The organism is Streptomyces sp. NBC_01210 (assembly GCF_036010325.1).
Taxonomy (GTDB): Bacteria; Actinomycetota; Actinomycetes; order Streptomycetales; family Streptomycetaceae; genus Streptomyces.
Window position 1 is genome coordinate 4384893 of the sequence record NZ_CP108549.1, and the last position, 17037, is coordinate 4401929.

General features: G+C 69.1%; 16 protein-coding genes. 8 read left to right on the forward strand and 8 right to left on the reverse strand.

The window, feature by feature from the left end:
- Positions 1-316: 316 nt before the first annotated feature.
- Together OG735_RS19805 and OG735_RS19810 are read right to left on the reverse strand one after the other, a co-directional pair.
- The gene (locus OG735_RS19805; protein ID WP_327324528.1) at positions 317-1315 is read right to left on the reverse strand and encodes an inorganic phosphate transporter; all 999 of its coding nucleotides are present in this window, start codon (positions 1313-1315) and stop codon (positions 317-319) included.
- A 5-nt stretch (positions 1316-1320) separates the two neighbouring features.
- Positions 1321-1941 (reverse strand): DUF47 domain-containing protein, encoded by a 621-nt coding sequence (locus tag OG735_RS19810; protein WP_327324529.1) that lies wholly within the window; start codon positions 1939-1941, stop codon positions 1321-1323.
- Positions 1942-2163: 222 nt separating this feature from the next.
- On the opposite strand from OG735_RS19810, the gene OG735_RS19815 reads away from it, so the two are divergent.
- Positions 2164-2496, forward strand: coding sequence for a metal-sensitive transcriptional regulator (locus OG735_RS19815; protein ID WP_251017580.1), 333 nt, complete (start codon positions 2164-2166; stop codon positions 2494-2496).
- A 51-nt stretch (positions 2497-2547) separates the two neighbouring features.
- Here OG735_RS19815 and OG735_RS19820 read toward each other — a convergent pair whose 3' ends face one another.
- Positions 2548-2739 (reverse strand): hypothetical protein, encoded by a 192-nt coding sequence (locus OG735_RS19820; protein WP_327324530.1) that lies wholly within the window; start codon positions 2737-2739, stop codon positions 2548-2550.
- A 75-nt stretch (positions 2740-2814) separates the two neighbouring features.
- Positions 2815-3645, reverse strand: a complete 831-nt coding sequence (locus OG735_RS19825) for a hypothetical protein (RefSeq protein ID WP_327324531.1) — start codon at positions 3643-3645, stop codon at positions 2815-2817.
- Positions 3646-4039: 394 nt separating this feature from the next.
- Between OG735_RS19825 and OG735_RS19830 the strand changes: the two genes are divergently transcribed.
- Positions 4040-5614, forward strand: a complete 1575-nt coding sequence (locus tag OG735_RS19830; protein WP_327324532.1) for an FAD-binding oxidoreductase — start codon at positions 4040-4042, stop codon at positions 5612-5614.
- 28 nt (positions 5615-5642) lie between these two features.
- On the opposite strand, the gene OG735_RS19835 is transcribed toward OG735_RS19830, so the two are convergent.
- The 3 genes from OG735_RS19835 to OG735_RS19845 form a co-directional block, all read right to left on the reverse strand.
- Positions 5643-6365 carry a phosphatase PAP2 family protein gene (locus tag OG735_RS19835; RefSeq protein ID WP_327324533.1) on the reverse strand — a complete coding sequence of 241 codons (723 nt, stop codon included), beginning with the start codon at positions 6363-6365 and terminating at the stop codon, positions 5643-5645.
- 245 nt (positions 6366-6610) lie between these two features.
- Positions 6611-7606, reverse strand: coding sequence for a C40 family peptidase (locus OG735_RS19840; protein ID WP_327328382.1), 996 nt, complete (start codon positions 7604-7606; stop codon positions 6611-6613).
- Positions 7607-7675: 69 nt separating this feature from the next.
- Positions 7676-8479 carry an SAM-dependent methyltransferase gene (locus tag OG735_RS19845; protein ID WP_442812457.1) on the reverse strand — a complete coding sequence of 268 codons (804 nt, stop codon included), beginning with the start codon at positions 8477-8479 and terminating at the stop codon, positions 7676-7678.
- 366 nt (positions 8480-8845) lie between these two features.
- Here OG735_RS19845 and OG735_RS19850 point away from each other — a divergent pair, with 366 nt between their 5' ends.
- The 6 genes from OG735_RS19850 to OG735_RS19875 all read left to right on the forward strand — a co-directional run bounded on the left by OG735_RS19850 (position 8846) and on the right by OG735_RS19875 (position 16384).
- A complete protein-coding gene (locus OG735_RS19850) occupies positions 8846-9154 on the forward strand; it encodes a hypothetical protein (protein ID WP_142217964.1) in 309 nt (102 codons plus the stop codon).
- Between the two features lie 200 nt (positions 9155-9354).
- Positions 9355-10215, forward strand: coding sequence for a hypothetical protein (locus OG735_RS19855; RefSeq protein ID WP_327328383.1), 861 nt, complete (start codon positions 9355-9357; stop codon positions 10213-10215).
- Complete coding sequence (locus OG735_RS19860; RefSeq protein ID WP_327324535.1) at positions 10205-11521, forward strand: hypothetical protein; 1317 nt, start codon at positions 10205-10207, stop codon at positions 11519-11521. The genes OG735_RS19855 and OG735_RS19860 overlap by 11 nt, the downstream gene beginning before the upstream one ends.
- The gene (locus OG735_RS19865; RefSeq protein ID WP_327324536.1) at positions 11518-13068 is read left to right on the forward strand and encodes an SCO6880 family protein; all 1551 of its coding nucleotides are present in this window, start codon (positions 11518-11520) and stop codon (positions 13066-13068) included. The genes OG735_RS19860 and OG735_RS19865 overlap by 4 nt, the downstream gene beginning before the upstream one ends.
- An 18-nt stretch (positions 13069-13086) precedes the next feature.
- Positions 13087-14499, forward strand: coding sequence for an ATP-binding protein (locus OG735_RS19870; RefSeq protein WP_327324537.1), 1413 nt, complete (start codon positions 13087-13089; stop codon positions 14497-14499).
- A 1-nt stretch (position 14500) separates the two neighbouring features.
- Positions 14501-16384, forward strand: a complete 1884-nt coding sequence (locus OG735_RS19875; RefSeq protein WP_327324538.1) for a type VI secretion protein — start codon at positions 14501-14503, stop codon at positions 16382-16384.
- Here OG735_RS19875 and OG735_RS19880 read toward each other — a convergent pair.
- Positions 16374-16955 carry a GNAT family N-acetyltransferase gene (locus OG735_RS19880; protein WP_327328384.1) on the reverse strand — a complete coding sequence of 194 codons (582 nt, stop codon included), beginning with the start codon at positions 16953-16955 and terminating at the stop codon, positions 16374-16376. The genes OG735_RS19875 and OG735_RS19880 overlap by 11 nt on opposite strands.
- Positions 16956-17037: the final 82 nt, after the last annotated feature.

A 17037-nucleotide genomic window follows, 5' to 3' on the forward strand; every position in this document is an offset into this window, starting at 1 on the left:
CGAACCGCCGAACCCTCCGGCGTACCGGTCGCGGACAGGCGGGCGAACCGCCGCACTCCTCCGGCATACCGGTCGCGGACAGGCGGGCGAACCGCCGAACCCTCCGGCGTATCGGTCGCGGGCTCGTGGGCGGACCGCTGTGCCCTCCGGCGTATCGGTCGCGGACGGGCGGGCAAACCGCTGAAACTCCCCGCGGCCCCCTAACACGTCTCGCGGTGCTGCATGGCGGTGCCACCGCAAGGCGAAGGGCCCGCCCCCTCTCCCAGGGGGCGGGCCCACTTGCGTTCCAGCGCGAACGGCGGCACCGCCGCGAGGGTCAGCCGAAGATCAGGTAGACCACGCCATAGCTCAACGCAGCGACCGCCGCCGCCGCCGGCATGGTGATGAACCAGCCCAGAACGATGTTCTTGGCAACACCCCAGCGGACCGCGTTGACCCGCTTTGTCGCACCCACACCCATGATCGCCGAGGTGATCACATGCGTGGTCGAGATCGGCGCCTGGAAGAGGAACGCCGAGCCGAACATGATCGACGCACCGGTCGTCTCGGCCGCGAAGCCCTGCGGCGGGTCCAGCTCGATGATCTTGCGGCCGAGCGTCCGCATGATGCGCCAGCCGCCCGCGTACGTACCGAGCGAGAGCATCATCGCGCAGGCGATCTTCACCCAGACCGGGATCGCGTCGCCCTGGTCCTCAACGTCGGCGATGACCAGCGCCATCACCACGATGCCCATCGTCTTCTGCGCGTCCTGCAGACCATGACCGAGCGCCATGCCGGCCGCCGAGACCGTCTGCGCTATCCGGAAACCGCGCTTGGCCTTGGACGGGTTGGACCTACGGAACATCCACATGATCGCGACCATCACCAGATAGCCGACGACCAGACCGACGAAGGGCGAGACAAGCATCGGGATGACGATCTTCTCGAGCACGCCGCTCCAGATGACCTCGGTCCCGCCGGCCAGCGCCGCGCCCACCATGCCGCCGAACAGCGCATGGGAAGAGGACGACGGCAGACCGAAGTACCAGGTGACCAGGTTCCAGACGATCGCGCCGAGCAGCGCCGCGAAGAGAATGCCCATGCCGCGCGGGCCCTGGGGCGTCTCGATGATCCCCTCGCTGACGGTCTTGGCGACGCCCTGGCCGAGGAACGCACCGGCAAGGTTCATCACCGCGGCCATCGCCAGCGCCGCACGCGGCGTCAGCGCCCGCGTGGAGACCGAGGTCGCGATCGCGTTCGCCGAGTCGTGAAAGCCATTGGTGTACGTGAATCCGAGCGCGACACCAATGGTCACGATCAGCGCAAAGGTGTCCACGAGGTTCAGGACTCCTTGACCGCAATGGTCTCCACGGTGTTCGCGACATGCTCGAAGGCGTCGGCGGCCTCTTCCAGCACATCCACGATCTGCTTGAGCTTGAGCACCTCGATGGCGTCGTACTTACCGTTGAAGAGCGTCGCAAGGAGCTTGCGGTGAATCTGGTCGGCCTGGTTCTCGAGGCGGTTGACCTCGATCCAGTACTCGGTGAGGTTGTCCATGGTCCGCAGATGCGGCATCGCCTCGGCGGTCAGCTCCGCGGCCCGCGCCAGTACCTCGATCTGCTGCTCGACACCCTTGGGCAGCTCCTCGACCTGGTAGAGCACGACCAGGTCGACGGCCTCCTCCATGAAGTCCATGATGTCGTCGAGCGACGAAGCGAGTTTGTAGATGTCCTCGCGGTCGAACGGCGTGATGAACGAGGAGTTCAGCTGGTGGAAGATCGCGTGGGTGGCGTCGTCCCCCGCATGCTCCGCTGCCCGCATCCGCTCCGCGATCTCGGCCCGGGCGGAGGCATCCGCACCGAGCAGTTCCATCAGGAGCTTCGAGCCCGTGACGATGTTGTCCGCGGACGCGGCAAACATGTCATAGAAGCTCGTCTCCCTGGGGGTCAGACGAAATCGCACGTGGGGTCCTCGGGGTGCTTTGGATTTGGTCAGGCTGATGGTAGGCGCATCATCCGGCCACAGCTAACCGGCGTTGTTCAGTCTCGCCCATCGGGCACAGTGGTCATCACGGGCCCCCGCCCCCGATCTCGCGCGATTCGTTACCATATACCCACGAGGGGTATGTAGTCCCTTTCTGGACAAGCGCAGTCGACAAGGACAGACGGACAACGGGAGGACGCGATGACGACCACCGAGGCGGCCGGCCCCCCGGTCACGGACCATGACCACGGTGTGCACGGCTACCACAAGCAGAAGGACGAGCACCTCAAGCGGCTGCGCCGGATCGAGGGCCAGATCCGCGGGCTGCAGCGGATGGTCGACGAGGACGTCTACTGCATCGACATACTCACCCAGGTCTCCGCGTCCACCAAGGCTCTGCAGTCCTTCGCGCTCCAGCTGCTGGAGGAGCATCTGCGGCACTGCGTCGCCGACGCTGCGGTGAAGGGCGGCGAGGAGATCGACGCGAAGGTCGAGGAGGCGACGAAGGCGATCGCGCGCCTTCTGCGCACCTAGTACATGCACGGGGCGCAGCGACCGCGTCCCGGCCGCGCCCCGTGTTTCCGGTCACTCCTGCCGCGAGGGGCCTGAGAGCGCGGACCGCTCGGCCACCACCTTCAGCACCTCGTCGATACGGTCCGGGCTGAGCCGCTCCTCGTCCGCGGCCGACGCCGCGATGATCAACTCACCACACAGCTCGATCTCCGCGAGGGCCACGTGGTCCTGGACCGTCGCAGTACTGGGCGGAGCCACGTGCATTCACCTCTTCCTGCCGGTGTCGACTTCCTAGCGTAGGGAGTGATACACGGACCGCGCATGGCACGTCCGGACCATTTAGGCCCTGATCTTCCCGGCGTAAATGTCCCGTTGGTCGGGGAGACGCACAGCCACCGGCGTCCCGAAGTCGTACAGCAGGGTGGTCGACGCGACGGCGACCGGGCGGCCCTGATTGGTGAAACTGAACCGGTGGCGCACCTTGCGAAGCCGGCCTTGTTCGTCGAGGTACACGTCGAACGGCACGATGTCCTTGGCGAACCCTTTCGCCGCGGCGGCCAGTGAGGCCCGCGCATGGGGTTCGGCCACCCGCGCCGCCTGCGCGATGTCCGTGGTGCCCCGGTAGTGACGCACCTTCGTCCCGGCCAGCTCCTCCTCGCCGACGTACGTCACGTCCCGCGCGCCGCGCAGCAGTTCGGCTGCGGCGAGCGGATCGGTCGCGCCGCCGGTGACCAGGTTGCCGTCCTCGAGGGTGGTCGTGTCGACCCGCACCCACTTGTCGGCCGGTACGCCGGCGCCCCGGTTCTTCATGTACAGCGCCCCGGGCGTCAGCAGCTCGGTGATCGGACGGTGCTCGTCGGCGCCCGCTGGATCCTTGGGCAGTACGACCCTCAGCTCACCGGCCCGCCGCTTGAAGTCATATCCGCCCTCGCCCCGGATGATCACCCGGGTCCCGCCGGTCGCCATCTCCATGGACGTTCGGGCCTTGGAGCTGCCGGCCCCCGCCAGTACATCGGCGGCCTTCCGTACGTCGTCGACTCTGCCGCCACCCCGCAGGTCGTCGGCCGCGGCACCGCCGCCGACGGAACACCCGCTGCTCGCCACCGCCCCCAGTACGACGGCCGCGACGGCGAACGCCCCGCCCCTGTGCCTGTGCTGCTGCACCACCATCGCCTGCCAACCCCCAACACGGGACCGCTGCTTGTACGAGACCCCACCCGTCCCGCATAACGACTGCCCTGGCCCCTCGTCACGCGGGGGTCCGTCCTCGACGCGGCCCCAGTACCGTGGAGTGGTGCCCCAGCAAGACCCGACCAGCGACACCTCGCCACACCGAGCCACCACCACCGAACGCGGCTCATTCGCCACCGCCCGCTGCACCTGCGGTTGGGCCGGGCCTGCCCGACGTTCCCGCGAACGGGCGCGTACGGATGCCGAGTTGCACACATCGACACCTGCGACGGAACACTGACGCAGCCCTTTGCCCCTGCGGCAGAGGGAAAGCCGCCGCCCACCCCCGGGAACCCCCCGCCCCCAGGAACCGTCTCGTTCCCCAGGAGGCCCCATGGACCGGCGCGCACTGCTCACCACTGCTGTAGTTCTCACCGCTGCCGCCTGCACAGGCAAGAACGGCAGCGGCGCAACGGCAGCTCCTGCCGGCACGCCCGGCGCCGGCCGCTCACCGGCCGGATCCGCGTCCGCCACCACCATCACCACCGCCGCGGCGCCCGACTGGACCGCGCTCGCGCGCGGCCTCGACGGGAAGCTCGTACGCCCCGGTGACGCCGCGTACCGCTCCGCCCGGCAGCTCTACAACACCCGCTTCGACTCACTGAAGCCCGCCGCCGTCGCCTATGTCGCAGGCGAGGACGACGTCAAGGAGTGCCTGGCCTACGCCAGAGCCCACCGCGTCCCCGTCTCCATCCGGAACGGCGGCCATTCCTATGCGGGCTGGTCCTCAGGCAACGGCCGCCTCGTCATCGATGTGTCCTCGCTGAACCGCGTCGGACAGGACGGCTCCATCGGCGCCGGCGCCAAGCTCATCGACGTCTACGCCGGTCTCGCCCGGAACAACCGCACCATCCCCGCGGGCTCGTGCCCCTCCGTCGGCGTGTCCGGTCTCACCCTCGGCGGCGGTCACGGCGTCACCTCACGCGCGTACGGTCTGACCTGCGACAGCCTCACCGCGGCGACCATCGTCACAGCCGACGGCAAGCAGCTGACCGTGAGCGCCACCGAGAACAAGGAGCTCTTCTGGGCGCTGCGCGGCGCCGGCAACGGCAACTTCGGCGTCGTGACCCGGCTCCACTTCCGTACCCATCCCACGCCGCCGACCGTCACCGCCTATCTCACCTGGCCCTGGGCGAAGGCCGCGGCCGTCCTCAGCGCCTGGCAGCAGTGGGGCCCGGACCAGCCGGACGAGATATGGTCGTCCGCGCATCTCGCCGCCGGGCCCGGCGGCACGCCGACCCTCTCCATAGCCGCGTTCTCCCTCGGCAGCGAGGGCGACCTCAAGAACGCGCTCGACCGCCTCGCCGACAAGGCCGGCTCGCCCGCCCGCTCGGTCTCGGTGCGCCGCCGCAGCTATCGGGAGGCGATGCTCGGCTACGCGAACTGCACGACGATCACCCAATCGCAGTGCCATCTGCCGGGCACCACTCCGGGCCGTACGCCCCAGGGCGCGCTGCAGCGCGAGACATACACCGCGGCCTCCGACTTCTTCGACCACAACCTCTCCCCGGCCGGAGTGCGCGCACTGATCTCCGCGACCGAGGCGTTCACCCGGATCAAGCCCGGCCAGGGCGGGGGCGGCGGCTCCATCGCGCTCACCGCGCTCGGTGGAGCGGTCAACCGCGTGGACCCGCTGGCGACGTCGTTCGTCCACCGGCGGTCCCGGATGCTCGCGCAGTACATCGGCTCCTGGCAGGCCGGCACCTCGGGCACCGCCCAGCAGGCCTGGCTCAAAAATGCCCATGCGTCGATGCGCCGTTATGCGTCGGGAGCCGCGTACCAGAACTACATCGATCCCACGCTGACCGACTGGCGCCGGGCGTACTACGGGCCTGCCGCGGACCGCCTCACCCGGCTGAAGAAGCAGTACGACCCGGACAGGGTCTTCAACTTCCCGCAGGCGCTGTAGTACGTACGGGCGGACGCCGAGCCGGGCGTCAGGCCGCCAGGTCCTTGTCCCCGGCGCCGGACCCCTCGGTCCTCGGCTCCGGCACGCCGAGCGTCCCCGGCAGATCCGCCGACCCCGCCGCCGCCCGCCTCGACCGTACGAGCCACGCCACCCGCCCCGACCCGGCGACCGCCGACATGAGCGGTGTCAGCAGCGCCAGCGCGAGTGGCGCGAGCAGCAGCGTCACCGCCGTCCCGAGCGCGAATCCACCGACGACGTCGGTCGGGTAGTGCACGCCCATGTAAACGCGGCAGAAGCCCTCGGCCAGCGCGAGACCGATCGCGGCGAGCCCGAACTTCCGGTGCGCGACGAAGAGTCCGGCGCCGAGGGCCATCGCCATCGTCGCGTGGTCGCTCACGAAGGAGTAGTCGGTCTTTCCGGCCACCAGGCCTTCAATGCCCTGGTGGTCCAGGAACGGCCGCGGCCGTTCGACGAATCCGCGGATGGGGATGTTGACCAGCAGCGCGAGTCCGGCGGCGAGCGGCGCCCAGATGAGCCCGGCGACCGCCGCGACCGAGTCCTCGGTGGTGCCGCGCCGGCGCACGCTCCACCAGCACCAGAGCACCACCAGCACCATCGCGAGCATGATTCCGTACTCGCCGATGAATTCCATGGTGCCGTCGAGCCACGACGGGGCGTCCTTGGCCAGGCCGTTGATGTCGTAGAGCAGGCTGAGATCGGGGTTCGACCCATCCGATGCGAGTCCAGCCATCTGCTGCGGCCCCTTGCCTTGTCGCCTGCCGACGCACCTCCGAGTGCGCCGCATCTGCCAACCCCCGTGGTCAGTGCGGTGTCTGCTCCATGGTCAGTGCGCCGTCCCAGTCCAGGGAACGCCCCGCTCCCCGTATACGTTCCACTCTCCACCGAACGATCACCATGACGTTATCGAAGAGTGACACATCGTTGCAGCTCAGAGACGTGGCTCAGCGGAGGGTTCCGGCCACGCCCGACGGCTCGTCAGGCTTCCGGCAACGAGGTCGGCAGCGCCTTCGCGCCGTCCTTGGTGACCCTGGTCGCACCGAAGTAGTCCGGAGTGTCGATCTTGTCGAAGCGGATCACGGCGCCGGTGTACGGAGCGTCGATCATGTACCCGCCGCCGACATAGAGCCCGACGTGCCGGATCGCCCGCGAGTTGGTGAGGTCGTCGGAGAAGAAGACCAGATCGCCGGGGAGCAGCTCGTCCCGCGACGGATGCTCGCCGGCGTTGTACTGGTCGTTCGCGACGCGCGGCAGCTCGATCCCGACGGTCCGGTACGCGGCCTGGGTCAGCCCGGAACAGTCGAAGCGTCCGCCCTGCTCGGGCGTGCCGTTGCCGCCCCACAAATACTCGGTACCGAGCCTCTTCTGCGCGAAGTAGATCGCCGCGGCCGCCTGCCGCGACGGCTGGACCCGCCCGACAGGCCTGGCGAAGCTCTTCTCCAGGGTGCGGATGACCTTCACATAGTTCTGTGTCTCGCGGTACGGCGGTACGCCTTGGTACTTGATGACGGCGTAGGCGCCGGCGTTGTACGCGGCGAGCATGTTGTCGGTCGCGTTGCCGGGCGCTTTCTTTACATATCCGGCCAGTTCGCAGTCGTACGAGGCAGCGGACGGAATCGCGTCGGCCGGATCCCAGACGTCGCGGTCGCCGTCCTTGTCGCCGTCGACGCCGTGCGCGGCCCAGGTACCGGGGATGAACTGCGCGATGCCCTGGGCCGCGGCGGGGCTCTGCGCCTTGGGGTTCCAGCCGCTCTCCTGGTAGAGCTGGGCAGCGAGCAGAGCGGGGTTGATGGCCGGGCAGAGGTTGCCCCACTTCTGTACGAGCGGCTGATAGAGCGCGGGCACGGCACCCTTGGCAAGGCCGACCGCACGCCCGCCGCTTCCGCCCATGAGCCCGGCGGCCGCGGAGTAGGTACCGACGACGAGCAGCACGACGAAGCTCAGGCACAGCCCGATCCCGACTCCACCGGCCATCCAGACTTTTCGCACGCTCTCAACCCTCCCCCATCCAAGCCGCGTTCCTGCCCGTCTCCACTCGCGAGCCTAGGGTTTGCGTCCCACGCCGCCGAACATGGCGACCTCCTCGGCAGGCACCTCGGGCCGCCAGCGGGAACACGACACCACGCCGGGCTCCGCCATCTCGAGACCGTCGAAGTACCGGGTGAGCTGCTGCGGGGTGCGCTGGGTGAGCCGGGGCGTGCCGTGCTCGTTCCAGAACGCGACGGCGGCGTCCACATCCGGCATCGCCGGGCTGGTGATGGTGTGGGACAGAACGAGATGACTGCCGGCGGGCAGCGCGTCCATGAGGCGGCGGACGATGCCGTACGACTCCTCGTCGTCCTCAATGAAGATCACGACACCGAGCAGCATCAGCGCGACGGGCCGGGTGAGGTCGAGCGTCCGGGCGGCGCTCTCCAGGATCGTGTCGACATCGCGCAGATCGGCGTCGAGATAGTCGGTGCAGCCCTCGGGCGTACTGGTGAGCAGGGCGCGGGCGTGCGCGAGGACCAGGGGATCGTTGTCCACGTACACGACGCGCGCCTCGGGCGCGGCACGCTGGGCCACCTCGTGGGTGTTGTCGGCGCTGGGCAGCCCGGTCCCGATGTCGAGGAACTGCCGGATCCCCACCTCGGCGGCGAGATGATGCACGGCCCGCCCCAGGAACAGCCGGTCCGCGAGGGCGTAGTCGCCGATTCCGGGATGGAGCGCGCGGATCTGGTCCCCGGCTTCGCGGTCGACGGAGTAGTTGTCCTTGCCGCCGGTCCAGTAGTTCCAGATCCGGGCGGTGTGGGGGCGCGTCGTGTCGATCCTTGCGAGTAAGTGCGCGTTGTCGGTCACACGGTCCAAGATATCCAACTCGGCTTGGGACGGCTGGTGTTGGGTCAGACGGTGCTTCTGTCCAGTGGCGGGCCGACGTCGGACGGGAGCAACGCGGCCAGGGCGAGAAGGGCGGCAGCGCCCAGATGGGGGCACAACGACAGTTATTGCCCGGAGTCACGCTCCGTGATACACAGAGTGACCGTACACGCTCCTCGCGCCTTCTCCGGTCCATGCCGCCGCAGGTCAGGACGGCTGGACCGGTCATACGTGCGGAGATCGGGTAAAGAGACCCGCCAAGTCGGCTTACGGGGGCGGTTTCATCAGCGAAGATAGAGCGACGACCCCTGCCGAGCGGCAGGGGTACTGAACAACCCAACAGGGGCGGTGAGTTACATGATCCTGGCAGCCGAAAAGGGCGACATCACCACCATCATCGGCGGAATCGCCCCGAACTGGGGGCCTTTCGGGAGCCTGGGTAACGAGGCCAGAGTGATGATCGAGGTCGTGATGGCCGTGGCCATCCTCCTCTGCCTCGGCATCGCGATCTGGGGCGCGGCGAAACAGCGCATCGGAGCGACGGCACTCCGCGACACCTTCAGCGCCGAACAGGGCAAGGGCCTGATCGTCGCCGGTCTGACCGGCGTCTTCATCATCGGGTCGCTGGGGACCTTGTTCACCATCGTGTACGGGATGGCTGTCTGACCCCCCGCCGGTCCTCTCCGGGCTTGCCCGGCCCACCCTTTGAGGTTGCGTTTCCCTGATGTCGAGTCACCACACCACGCCCGCAAGGGAAGCAGCACGACTACCGTCGTACTACGTGACGGAATACGCGTCGTACTACGCGGAACTGCAAACGGTTGAGGTATGGGGTCTCCCCAGTGGAGCGAGGGGAAGTACGCGAGATGAGCCTCGGTGACGAGCACGGCTACGGCGGCGAGTCGGGCAGCCGTACGGAGGAGGGCTTCGGCGGCTCGGGCCAGACGCGTACGCGCCTGCCGGGCAACGGCGACACCGACGTATACGGCGGCGCGCGCCGACCCGTGCGGAACTCACGCTCCCTCATCACGGTGGTGGGCGTGGTGGTGCTGCTGATCGCGGCTATCGCGTTCGCGAACCAGGGCGGCGCCGGGGGCGAGGACGACCCGTCGGGGGGCGGAGGCAAGGGGGCGGCCGGGGCTCCGACGGCGGCGACGGGCGTGAAACCGGTGAGGGAGAAGGACGGGGGGATTCCTTCGGGGTACGCGAAGGATGAGCAGGGGGCGCAGAGTGCGGCGGCGAACTATGCGGTTGCGCTCGTGTCCGCCGACATCCTGAAGCCCGCCCGGCGGCGCGAAATCGTGCGACAGCTCTTCGTCGCCGCGAAGGGCGGGGAGCTGGAAGCCAAACTCGACAAGGCGTACAACCAAGAGTTCCTCGACAAGATCGGCCTCGACGCGAATGGCAACGCTGCCAAGGGGCTGACCTACGTGTCCCGCACAGCACCTGTTGGGACCAAGGTCACGCAGTACACAGACACGTCAGCCACGGTGGAGGTCTGGTGCACCGGCGTCTTCGGCACGGCCGGAGTCAGCTCCACCAACCCGGTGACCAATGACTGGTTCACCATGACTCTCAAGCTCCAGTGGGCAGACGGCGGCTGGAAGGTCGACAGCTTCTCCCAGAAGGACGGCCCGGCACCGGTGAACGCCGACCGTACGGCCTCCAGCGCCGACGAGATCGCCAAGGCAGTCGAGCAGTACGGAGGGTTCACGTATGCCCGATAGCCGACGCCACGCGCTCAAGCTCACAGCCGCTTTTACAACCGTGCAGACAACAGCGGTGCTCACGGCATCGAGAGCCTTCGCGGCGCCGACGCCCAAGCCGACGCCGTCCAACAAGGACAACTGCGACCTCATCGTCGGCCCCGCACGTGACTACTGCGACAACGGCGCCCCCGGCGGCGCCCCCCGCTCCACCCCCCTCGACCCCGCCAACGCCCTCGACCCCCTCTCCTCCCTCGCCCGCGGCTGCGCCGACGCCGCCGTCTGGACCATCGACCAGCTCTCCAAAGCGGTGAATTCGACCGCCACCGTCGACTTCACCAACTCCGCCTTCCGCGCCCAGTACGCCATCGTCTTCGCCGCTTCCACCATCCTCACCCTCGTCCTCTGGCTCCTCGCCGTCGCCAAGCGCGCCGTCCGCGGTGTCCCCCTCACCACCGCTATCTCCGAAGCCGTCGGCTTCCTCTGGCTCACCGTCCTCGCGTCCGCCTTCACCCCGCTGATCCTCTACACCCTTGTCTCCGCGACCGACGGCGTCACCGAGGTCATCGCAGGCGGCACCAGCGGGCAGACCGACCAGTTCTTCGGGAACTTCTCCGGTGCCCTGAAGAAGGGGACCGACATCGGCGGCGGGCCGATCATGCTGATCGTCGTCTCACTCGTCACGATCCTCGCCGCCGGCGTCCTCTTCCTCGAGCTGTTCATCCGCGCGATCCTTCTCTACGTCGGCGCCCTCCTCGGCGTCGTCGTCTACTCCGGACTCGTCGACAAGAACATGTGGGGACGGGTCCGCCGCTGGGCCGGAATCATGATCGCGATCATCATGGTCAAGCCAGTGATCGCGATCGTCCTGGGTCTCGCGGGCGCGCTCTCCGCCGAGAACGGACCCAACTCCTTCTCCGCGGTCGTCTCCGGCCTCGCGATCATCCTGCTCGCCATCTTCGCCTCCGCGGTGATCTACCGTTTCGTCCCGGGTTTCGGCGACGAGATCGTCGCCTCCCGCAACAACCGCCTGCAGAACGGCGCCGAGAACGCCGCAGCCGCCGTCATCAGCTCGCCCGCCAACCTTGTTACCCAGGGCATCAAGACCCATAGCAGCCGCGGCAACCAGGGCGGCGGCGACAGCAACCACGGCAGCGCCCCACGCCCCGCCAACCCCATCAGCGGAGGCGTCGCCGCGCACAGCAGCCGCCCCTCCGGCGGGGGCACCGCAGGCGGCGGATCCGCCGCGCCCCCGCCCCGTAACAGCAGTCCCGGATCCAGCACCCCGCACAGCAACCGCAAGAGCACAGGAGGTGGAGGGCGTTGACGACCCAGTCCCAAGCGATCACGCCCCGCCGTACGTATCTCATCGGCCGTGCCCGGCCGAACGCGATCGTCGGCAAGAACCGCGAGACCGGCGAGATCGCGCTGATCATCGCCGGCGCGTTCCTCGGCATGATGAGCGGGCTGCTGGTCCCCGTCCTGTCCCTGCGGATCGTGCTCCTGATGGGCTTCCCGCTCCTCGCTCTCGCCGCTGTGTACGTCCCGTTCAGGCACCGCACCTTCTACAAGTGGTTCGAGATCAACCGCAGTTACAAGCGCACCCTGCGCAGCGGCACCCACTACCGCTCCTCCGCCACCGAGGCCGGTATCCGTCTCGACGGCCGTGAGATCGAGGTCGGCCCTCCCCCGGGCATCGGCAGGATCAACTGGCTCGCCGCGCCCTTCGGCCCGGACGAGATCGCCGTACTGCTGCATGCCGACCGCCGTACCGTCACCGCCGCCATCGAGATCGAGGGCCCAGGCGTCGGACTGCGCGACAGCGAGGACCAGGAGGCGCTCGTCGATCGCTTCGGCACGCTGCTGAAGCATGTGGCCAACGGCGACGGCTTTGTCACGCGCCTTCAGATGCTCGCCCGTACGCTCCCCGCCGACCCCGACGCACACGCCAAGGACGTTGCCCAGCGCGGCGACCAGCAGACGCCGATGTGGCTGCGCGACTCCTACGACCAGCTGCAGTCGATGGTCTCCACCTCCAGCGAGCAGCACCGCGCGTACCTCGTCGCCTGCATGCACTACACCCGTGAACTGGCCGCCGAGGCCCACACCATGGCCCGTGCCGCCCGCCCGCAGTCCGGCCGCAAGCTCGACAAGGACGCGGGCCTCGCCGTCGTCATGGCCCGCGAGCTCACCGACATCTGTGCGCGCCTCGCCGAGGCGGACATCCGGGTCCGCCAGCCGCTCGGCCAGGGCCGTCTTGCCTCCCTCGTCCACTCGATGTACGACCCCGACCACCCCATCGACCACATCCAGGCGATGACGAAACGGAACGCCTGGCCGGCCGAACTGGACGCGATGCAGCCGACGTATCTGCAGGCGAAGACCCGTGAGTCGTCCACCCGCGCGCCCTGGTGCCACTCCACCGCCTGGGTGAAGGAGTGGCCGATGACGCCGGTCGGCGTCAACTTCCTGGCGCCGCTGCTCGTCCACACGCCCGATGTGATCCGTACCGTCGCGGTCTGCATGGACCTGGAGCCGACCGAGGTCGCCATCGAGCGGATGCTCACCGAGAAGACGAACGACGAGGCGGACGCGAGCCGCGCCGCCAAGATGAACCGGACCGTCGACCCGCGCGACATCGCCGCGCACGGACGGCTCGACCAGCGGGGTGAAGATCTGGCGAGCGGTGCGGCAGGGGTCAACCTCGTCGGGTACATCACTGTGTCATCGCGTTCGCCCGAAGCCCTGGCCCGGGACAAGCGCACGATCAGGGCCTCGGCCGGCAAGTCCTATCTGAAGCTGGAGTGGTGCGATCGTGAGCACCACCGGGCTTTTGTGAACACCTTGCCGTTCGCGACCGGCATCCGACGCTGAACGAGAGGGCAGTCCGCCATGCGAGATCCGCTGTCCGTCTTCACGGATGCCTTCACCGCCTTCCTCTTCGGGAAGGTCGAGACGACCCGCCTGCCCGTCCGTACGTCGACGGGGCAGGCGCAGGCCGTCTACCTCCCCACCGCCGCGCCCGGCCTCGGCGACTCGGGCGTGATCATCGGCCGCGAGGTGTACAGCGGCAAGGGCTATATCTACGACCCCTTCCAGCTGTACGGCCAGCAGCTCCCGGCCCCCCACTGGCTGGTGCTCGGTGAGTCCGGCAACGGCAAGTCGGCACTCGAGAAGACGTACGTACTACGGCAGTTGCGGTTCCGCGACCGCCAAGTGGTGGTGCTGGACGCCCAGGGCGAGGACGGGGTGGGCGAGTGGAACCTCGTCGCCCAGGAACTGGGCATCACACCCATCCGGCTGGACCCGATGACAGCGCTGGACGGCGGCATACGGCTCAATCCGCTCGACCCCGCGATCACGACGACGGGACAGCTGGCTCTGCTCCGCACGATCATCGAGGTCGCCATGGGGCACGGACTCGACGAGCGGTCGGGCTTCGCGCTGAAGGTGGCGCACGCGTACGTCAACGAGGCGATCGTCGACCGGCAGCCGGTTCTGACCGACATCGTGGACCAGCTGCGGCACCCGGAGGCGGAGTCCGCCGAGTCGATGAACGTCGACCTGGACGACGTACGGGCATGGGGCCTCGATGTCGCCCTCGTCCTGGACCGACTGGTCGACGGTGACCTGCGCGGCATGTTCGACGGGCCGACGACGGTCGGGATCGATCTGGACGCGCCGCTGATCGTCTTCGACCTCTCGCACATCGACCGGAACTCGATCGCGATGCCGATCCTGATGGCGATCGTGGGGGTGTGGCTGGAGCACACCTGGATCCGCCCGGACCGAAAGAAACGCATCTTCCTGGTGGAGGAGGCGTGGCACATCATCAACTCGCCCTTTGTGGCCCAGCTCTTCCAGCGCCTGCTGAAGTTCGGCCGCCGACTGGGCCTGTCCTTCGTGGCCGTCGTCCACCATCTCTCGGACGTGGTCGACGGGGCTGCGGCGCGGGAGGCGGCGGCGATCCTGAAGATGGCGTCGACGAGGACGATCTACGCGCAGAAGGCGGACGAGGCACGGGCTACGGGCCGAGTGCTCGGCCTGCCGCGATGGGCGGTGGAAATCATTCCCACGCTCACTCCCGGAATCGCGGTCTGGGACGTCAACGGCAATGTCCAGGTGGTCAAACACCTGGTGACGGAGGCGGAGAGACCGCTGGTCTTCACGGACCGGGCGATGACGGAATCCTCGGGGCCTGCGCTGCCCGAGGACGTGGCCGCCGCGGAGTGGGAGGCGGAGCAGCGCGCGGCCCTGATCGAACAGCATCAGCTGGACGAGTCCTCCGAGTCAACGGTGGCATGACATGCGCGACCGCCGTCACTACCAGCACGCTCACGAGCGGGACGAGCGCGGCATTCCCGACGGCCTGCTGGTGGGCCTGCTCGGTTTTCTACTCGGGCTGAGCCTGCTGGTCTGGACGGCCACGGGGCTGGCGGGCGTGATCACGCACGGCTCATGGCCGACGGGTGTCACCTACGCCGGTACACCGCTGGCCATACGCGCGCTGGCGTCCAAGCCGCACGACCTCCAGGCCGCATGGCCGGACACTCCGCCTGCGGAGCTGTCGGGGTACGGGCTGTTCTGGGGCCTGGCCATAGGCGAGTTGATGGTGCTGGTGGTGGTGACGGTGTTCGTCCTCGGCACGGTCGCCCGCTGGCACGTGGGCCGCGCGGGCCGCGTATCCGACACTCCCTCGCCCCGGACCGCCCCCGCCGCGAAGACGGAGGACCGGGACCCGGCGGGTTCCTCGACCGCGGGCTCCTCGACCGCGAGTTCCCCGACCGCGGGCGCGCACACGGGAAGCCCGGACCCGACGAAGCCGGCTGACGGCCGCCTCGGGCAGCCGCGGGATGTCGGCCAGGGAGCGAGCGGCCGGGACCCCCGCGCCGCCTCCGGCCCCGGCACCCCCTCGCCGGGAGCGCCCACAGGCCCGTACGCCGGGGCCACAAGCCCCGACCCCGCTAGGGAGCAAGGCGCGGGCGGAGGGGCCGACGCCCAGGGCTCCGGCATTCCCACAGGCTCGTACGCCGCAGCCGCAAGCCAGGACGCGCACGCGTACCCGGGAACCGGGTACCAGCCCGGCGAGTCCAGACACCCATCAGCCGCAGCCCCGGGCGACGGCGCAGCGGCGAGCCCGCACCCGGCCCATCCCCCGGCGAGCCGGGGCGCTGCCACGAGCCCGCACACCCGGCCCGCAGGCGCCAACCCCCTTATGGGGCAAGGCACGGGCGGATGGGACCCGCACGCCGCCCTGCCCGCACCCCGCACCCCCCGTATCCTCTACGGCGACCCCGCCACCCGCCGGCCCGTCACCGTTCAGGCCGTCCTCGACGCCGAAGGGCCGGCGCTCGTCGTCACCTCCGATCCCACCGTGTGGGCCGAGACGAAGGGCGCGCGGGCCAAGCTCGGCCCTGTTCTCGTCTACGACCCCGGGCATCTCTGCGACACCCCCGCCCGCCTCCACTGGTCGCCCACCGCGCACTGCGAGGACGCCGCCACCGCCGCCGCCCGCGCCGTCGCCCTCCTCGCGCCCATAAGGCCCCGCGCCCTCCTCGACGCCGCCATGGCAGACACCGCGGAGACACTCCTGCGCTGCTGGCTGCATGCCGCCGCGGTGGACGGACGCCCGTTCAAGCAGCTCCACCGCTGGGCACAGGGCGGCGGCGCCCACGACGCCGTACGCATCCTCCGTACGCATCCCAAGGCCACCGCCGGACTCGCCGGGCTGCTCGAGTCCACGCTCACCGGGCATCCCGAACGCCGGGAGATCGCCCAGCAGTTGGTGGTGCGCGCCCTCTCCGTGCTCTCCTCGATCCACATCCGTGAGGCTTGCACCCCGAACCGAACCGATTCCCTCACCTTGGAATCATTCATAAACGAAGGGGGAACCCTTTATGTGGTGGGTGAACCGATCGAGGACCCCAGAACCCACCCCGGCGCAATGCCTCTGCTCACCGCACTCGCCTCAGACGTGGTCGAGCACGGCCGCCGCATGGCCGCACGGTCATCCGACGGCCGGCTCGACCCACCAATGACGCTCGTCCTGGACGACGTCGCGGCCGTGGCTCCCCTTCCCAGCCTTCCGGAGCTGCTGGCAACCGGTCAGGACCAGGGACTGCCGACCCTGGTCCTGCTCCGTTCCGCCGAACAGGCGCGCGCCCGCTGGCCCGAGCCGCTCACCCAGTAAGCCGAGCAGCCGGCCGCGGGAGCTGACGCTTGACCTCGAGCTCCACGTCCCGTGCCGTGGAATCCCCCGGCACGGGTACGGAGTCCCCGCTCGCCACAAACCCGATGCGCCGGTAGAACGCCTCGGCACGCGCATTGCGCTCGTCCACATACAGCCGCACCCGCTCCACAGGCGGCCCCGCCAGCGACCAGGACCACTCCAGAGCCGCCTCGAACAGCGCCTCCGCAAGCCCCGCACCACGCACCTCGGGCCGTACGAACACCCCGACCACATGCGTCTGGTCGGTCTTTGCCGCCTCCCCGAACCGCACCTCTCCGGCCGGCCGCTCGACGAGGACGGTGAGTGTGCCGCCCCACCGCCCGTCCGCCAGCTCAGCGATGAACTGGCGCGCGACAACCCCCTCCGCCGCCGCGGAGGTTCGGTCCTGCCAGAAGCCGTCCGGCCGCTCCAGGGCCTGCTCGTACGTCTCCAGAAATGCGAGGGGCGCGACCGGGTCCTGCAGAGCGGCGAGCCGGATCTCCCTGGCCTTCGCCCACTCCTCGGCGCCCACCGCACGGATGACATAGTCGATCTGATCCATCTGCCGATACTGACCGGGCCGGGGCGCTTGAGCAAGCAATGGGTCCTGAACGCAGAAAAGCCCCGCACCATAA

Bases quoted from the DNA above. Each gene is read 5' to 3' on its own strand.
- OG735_RS19815 (WP_251017580.1), top strand. From the start codon at position 2,164: ATGACGACCACCGAGGCGGCCGGCCCCCCGGTCACGGACCATGACCAC.
- OG735_RS19820 (WP_327324530.1), bottom strand. From the start codon at position 2,739: ATGCACGTGGCTCCGCCCAGTACTGCGACGGTCCAGGACCACGTGGCC.
- OG735_RS19825 (WP_327324531.1), bottom strand. From the start codon at position 3,645: ATGGTGGTGCAGCAGCACAGGCACAGGGGCGGGGCGTTCGCCGTCGCG.
- OG735_RS19830 (WP_327324532.1), top strand. From the start codon at position 4,040: ATGGACCGGCGCGCACTGCTCACCACTGCTGTAGTTCTCACCGCTGCC.
- OG735_RS19835 (WP_327324533.1), bottom strand. From the start codon at position 6,365: ATGGCTGGACTCGCATCGGATGGGTCGAACCCCGATCTCAGCCTGCTC.
- OG735_RS19840 (WP_327328382.1), bottom strand. From the start codon at position 7,606: ATGGCCGGTGGAGTCGGGATCGGGCTGTGCCTGAGCTTCGTCGTGCTG.
- OG735_RS19850 (WP_142217964.1), top strand. From the start codon at position 8,846: ATGATCCTGGCAGCCGAAAAGGGCGACATCACCACCATCATCGGCGGA.
- OG735_RS19855 (WP_327328383.1), top strand. From the start codon at position 9,355: ATGAGCCTCGGTGACGAGCACGGCTACGGCGGCGAGTCGGGCAGCCGT.
- OG735_RS19860 (WP_327324535.1), top strand. From the start codon at position 10,205: ATGCCCGATAGCCGACGCCACGCGCTCAAGCTCACAGCCGCTTTTACA.
- OG735_RS19870 (WP_327324537.1), top strand. From the start codon at position 13,087: ATGCGAGATCCGCTGTCCGTCTTCACGGATGCCTTCACCGCCTTCCTC.
- OG735_RS19875 (WP_327324538.1), top strand. From the start codon at position 14,501: ATGCGCGACCGCCGTCACTACCAGCACGCTCACGAGCGGGACGAGCGC.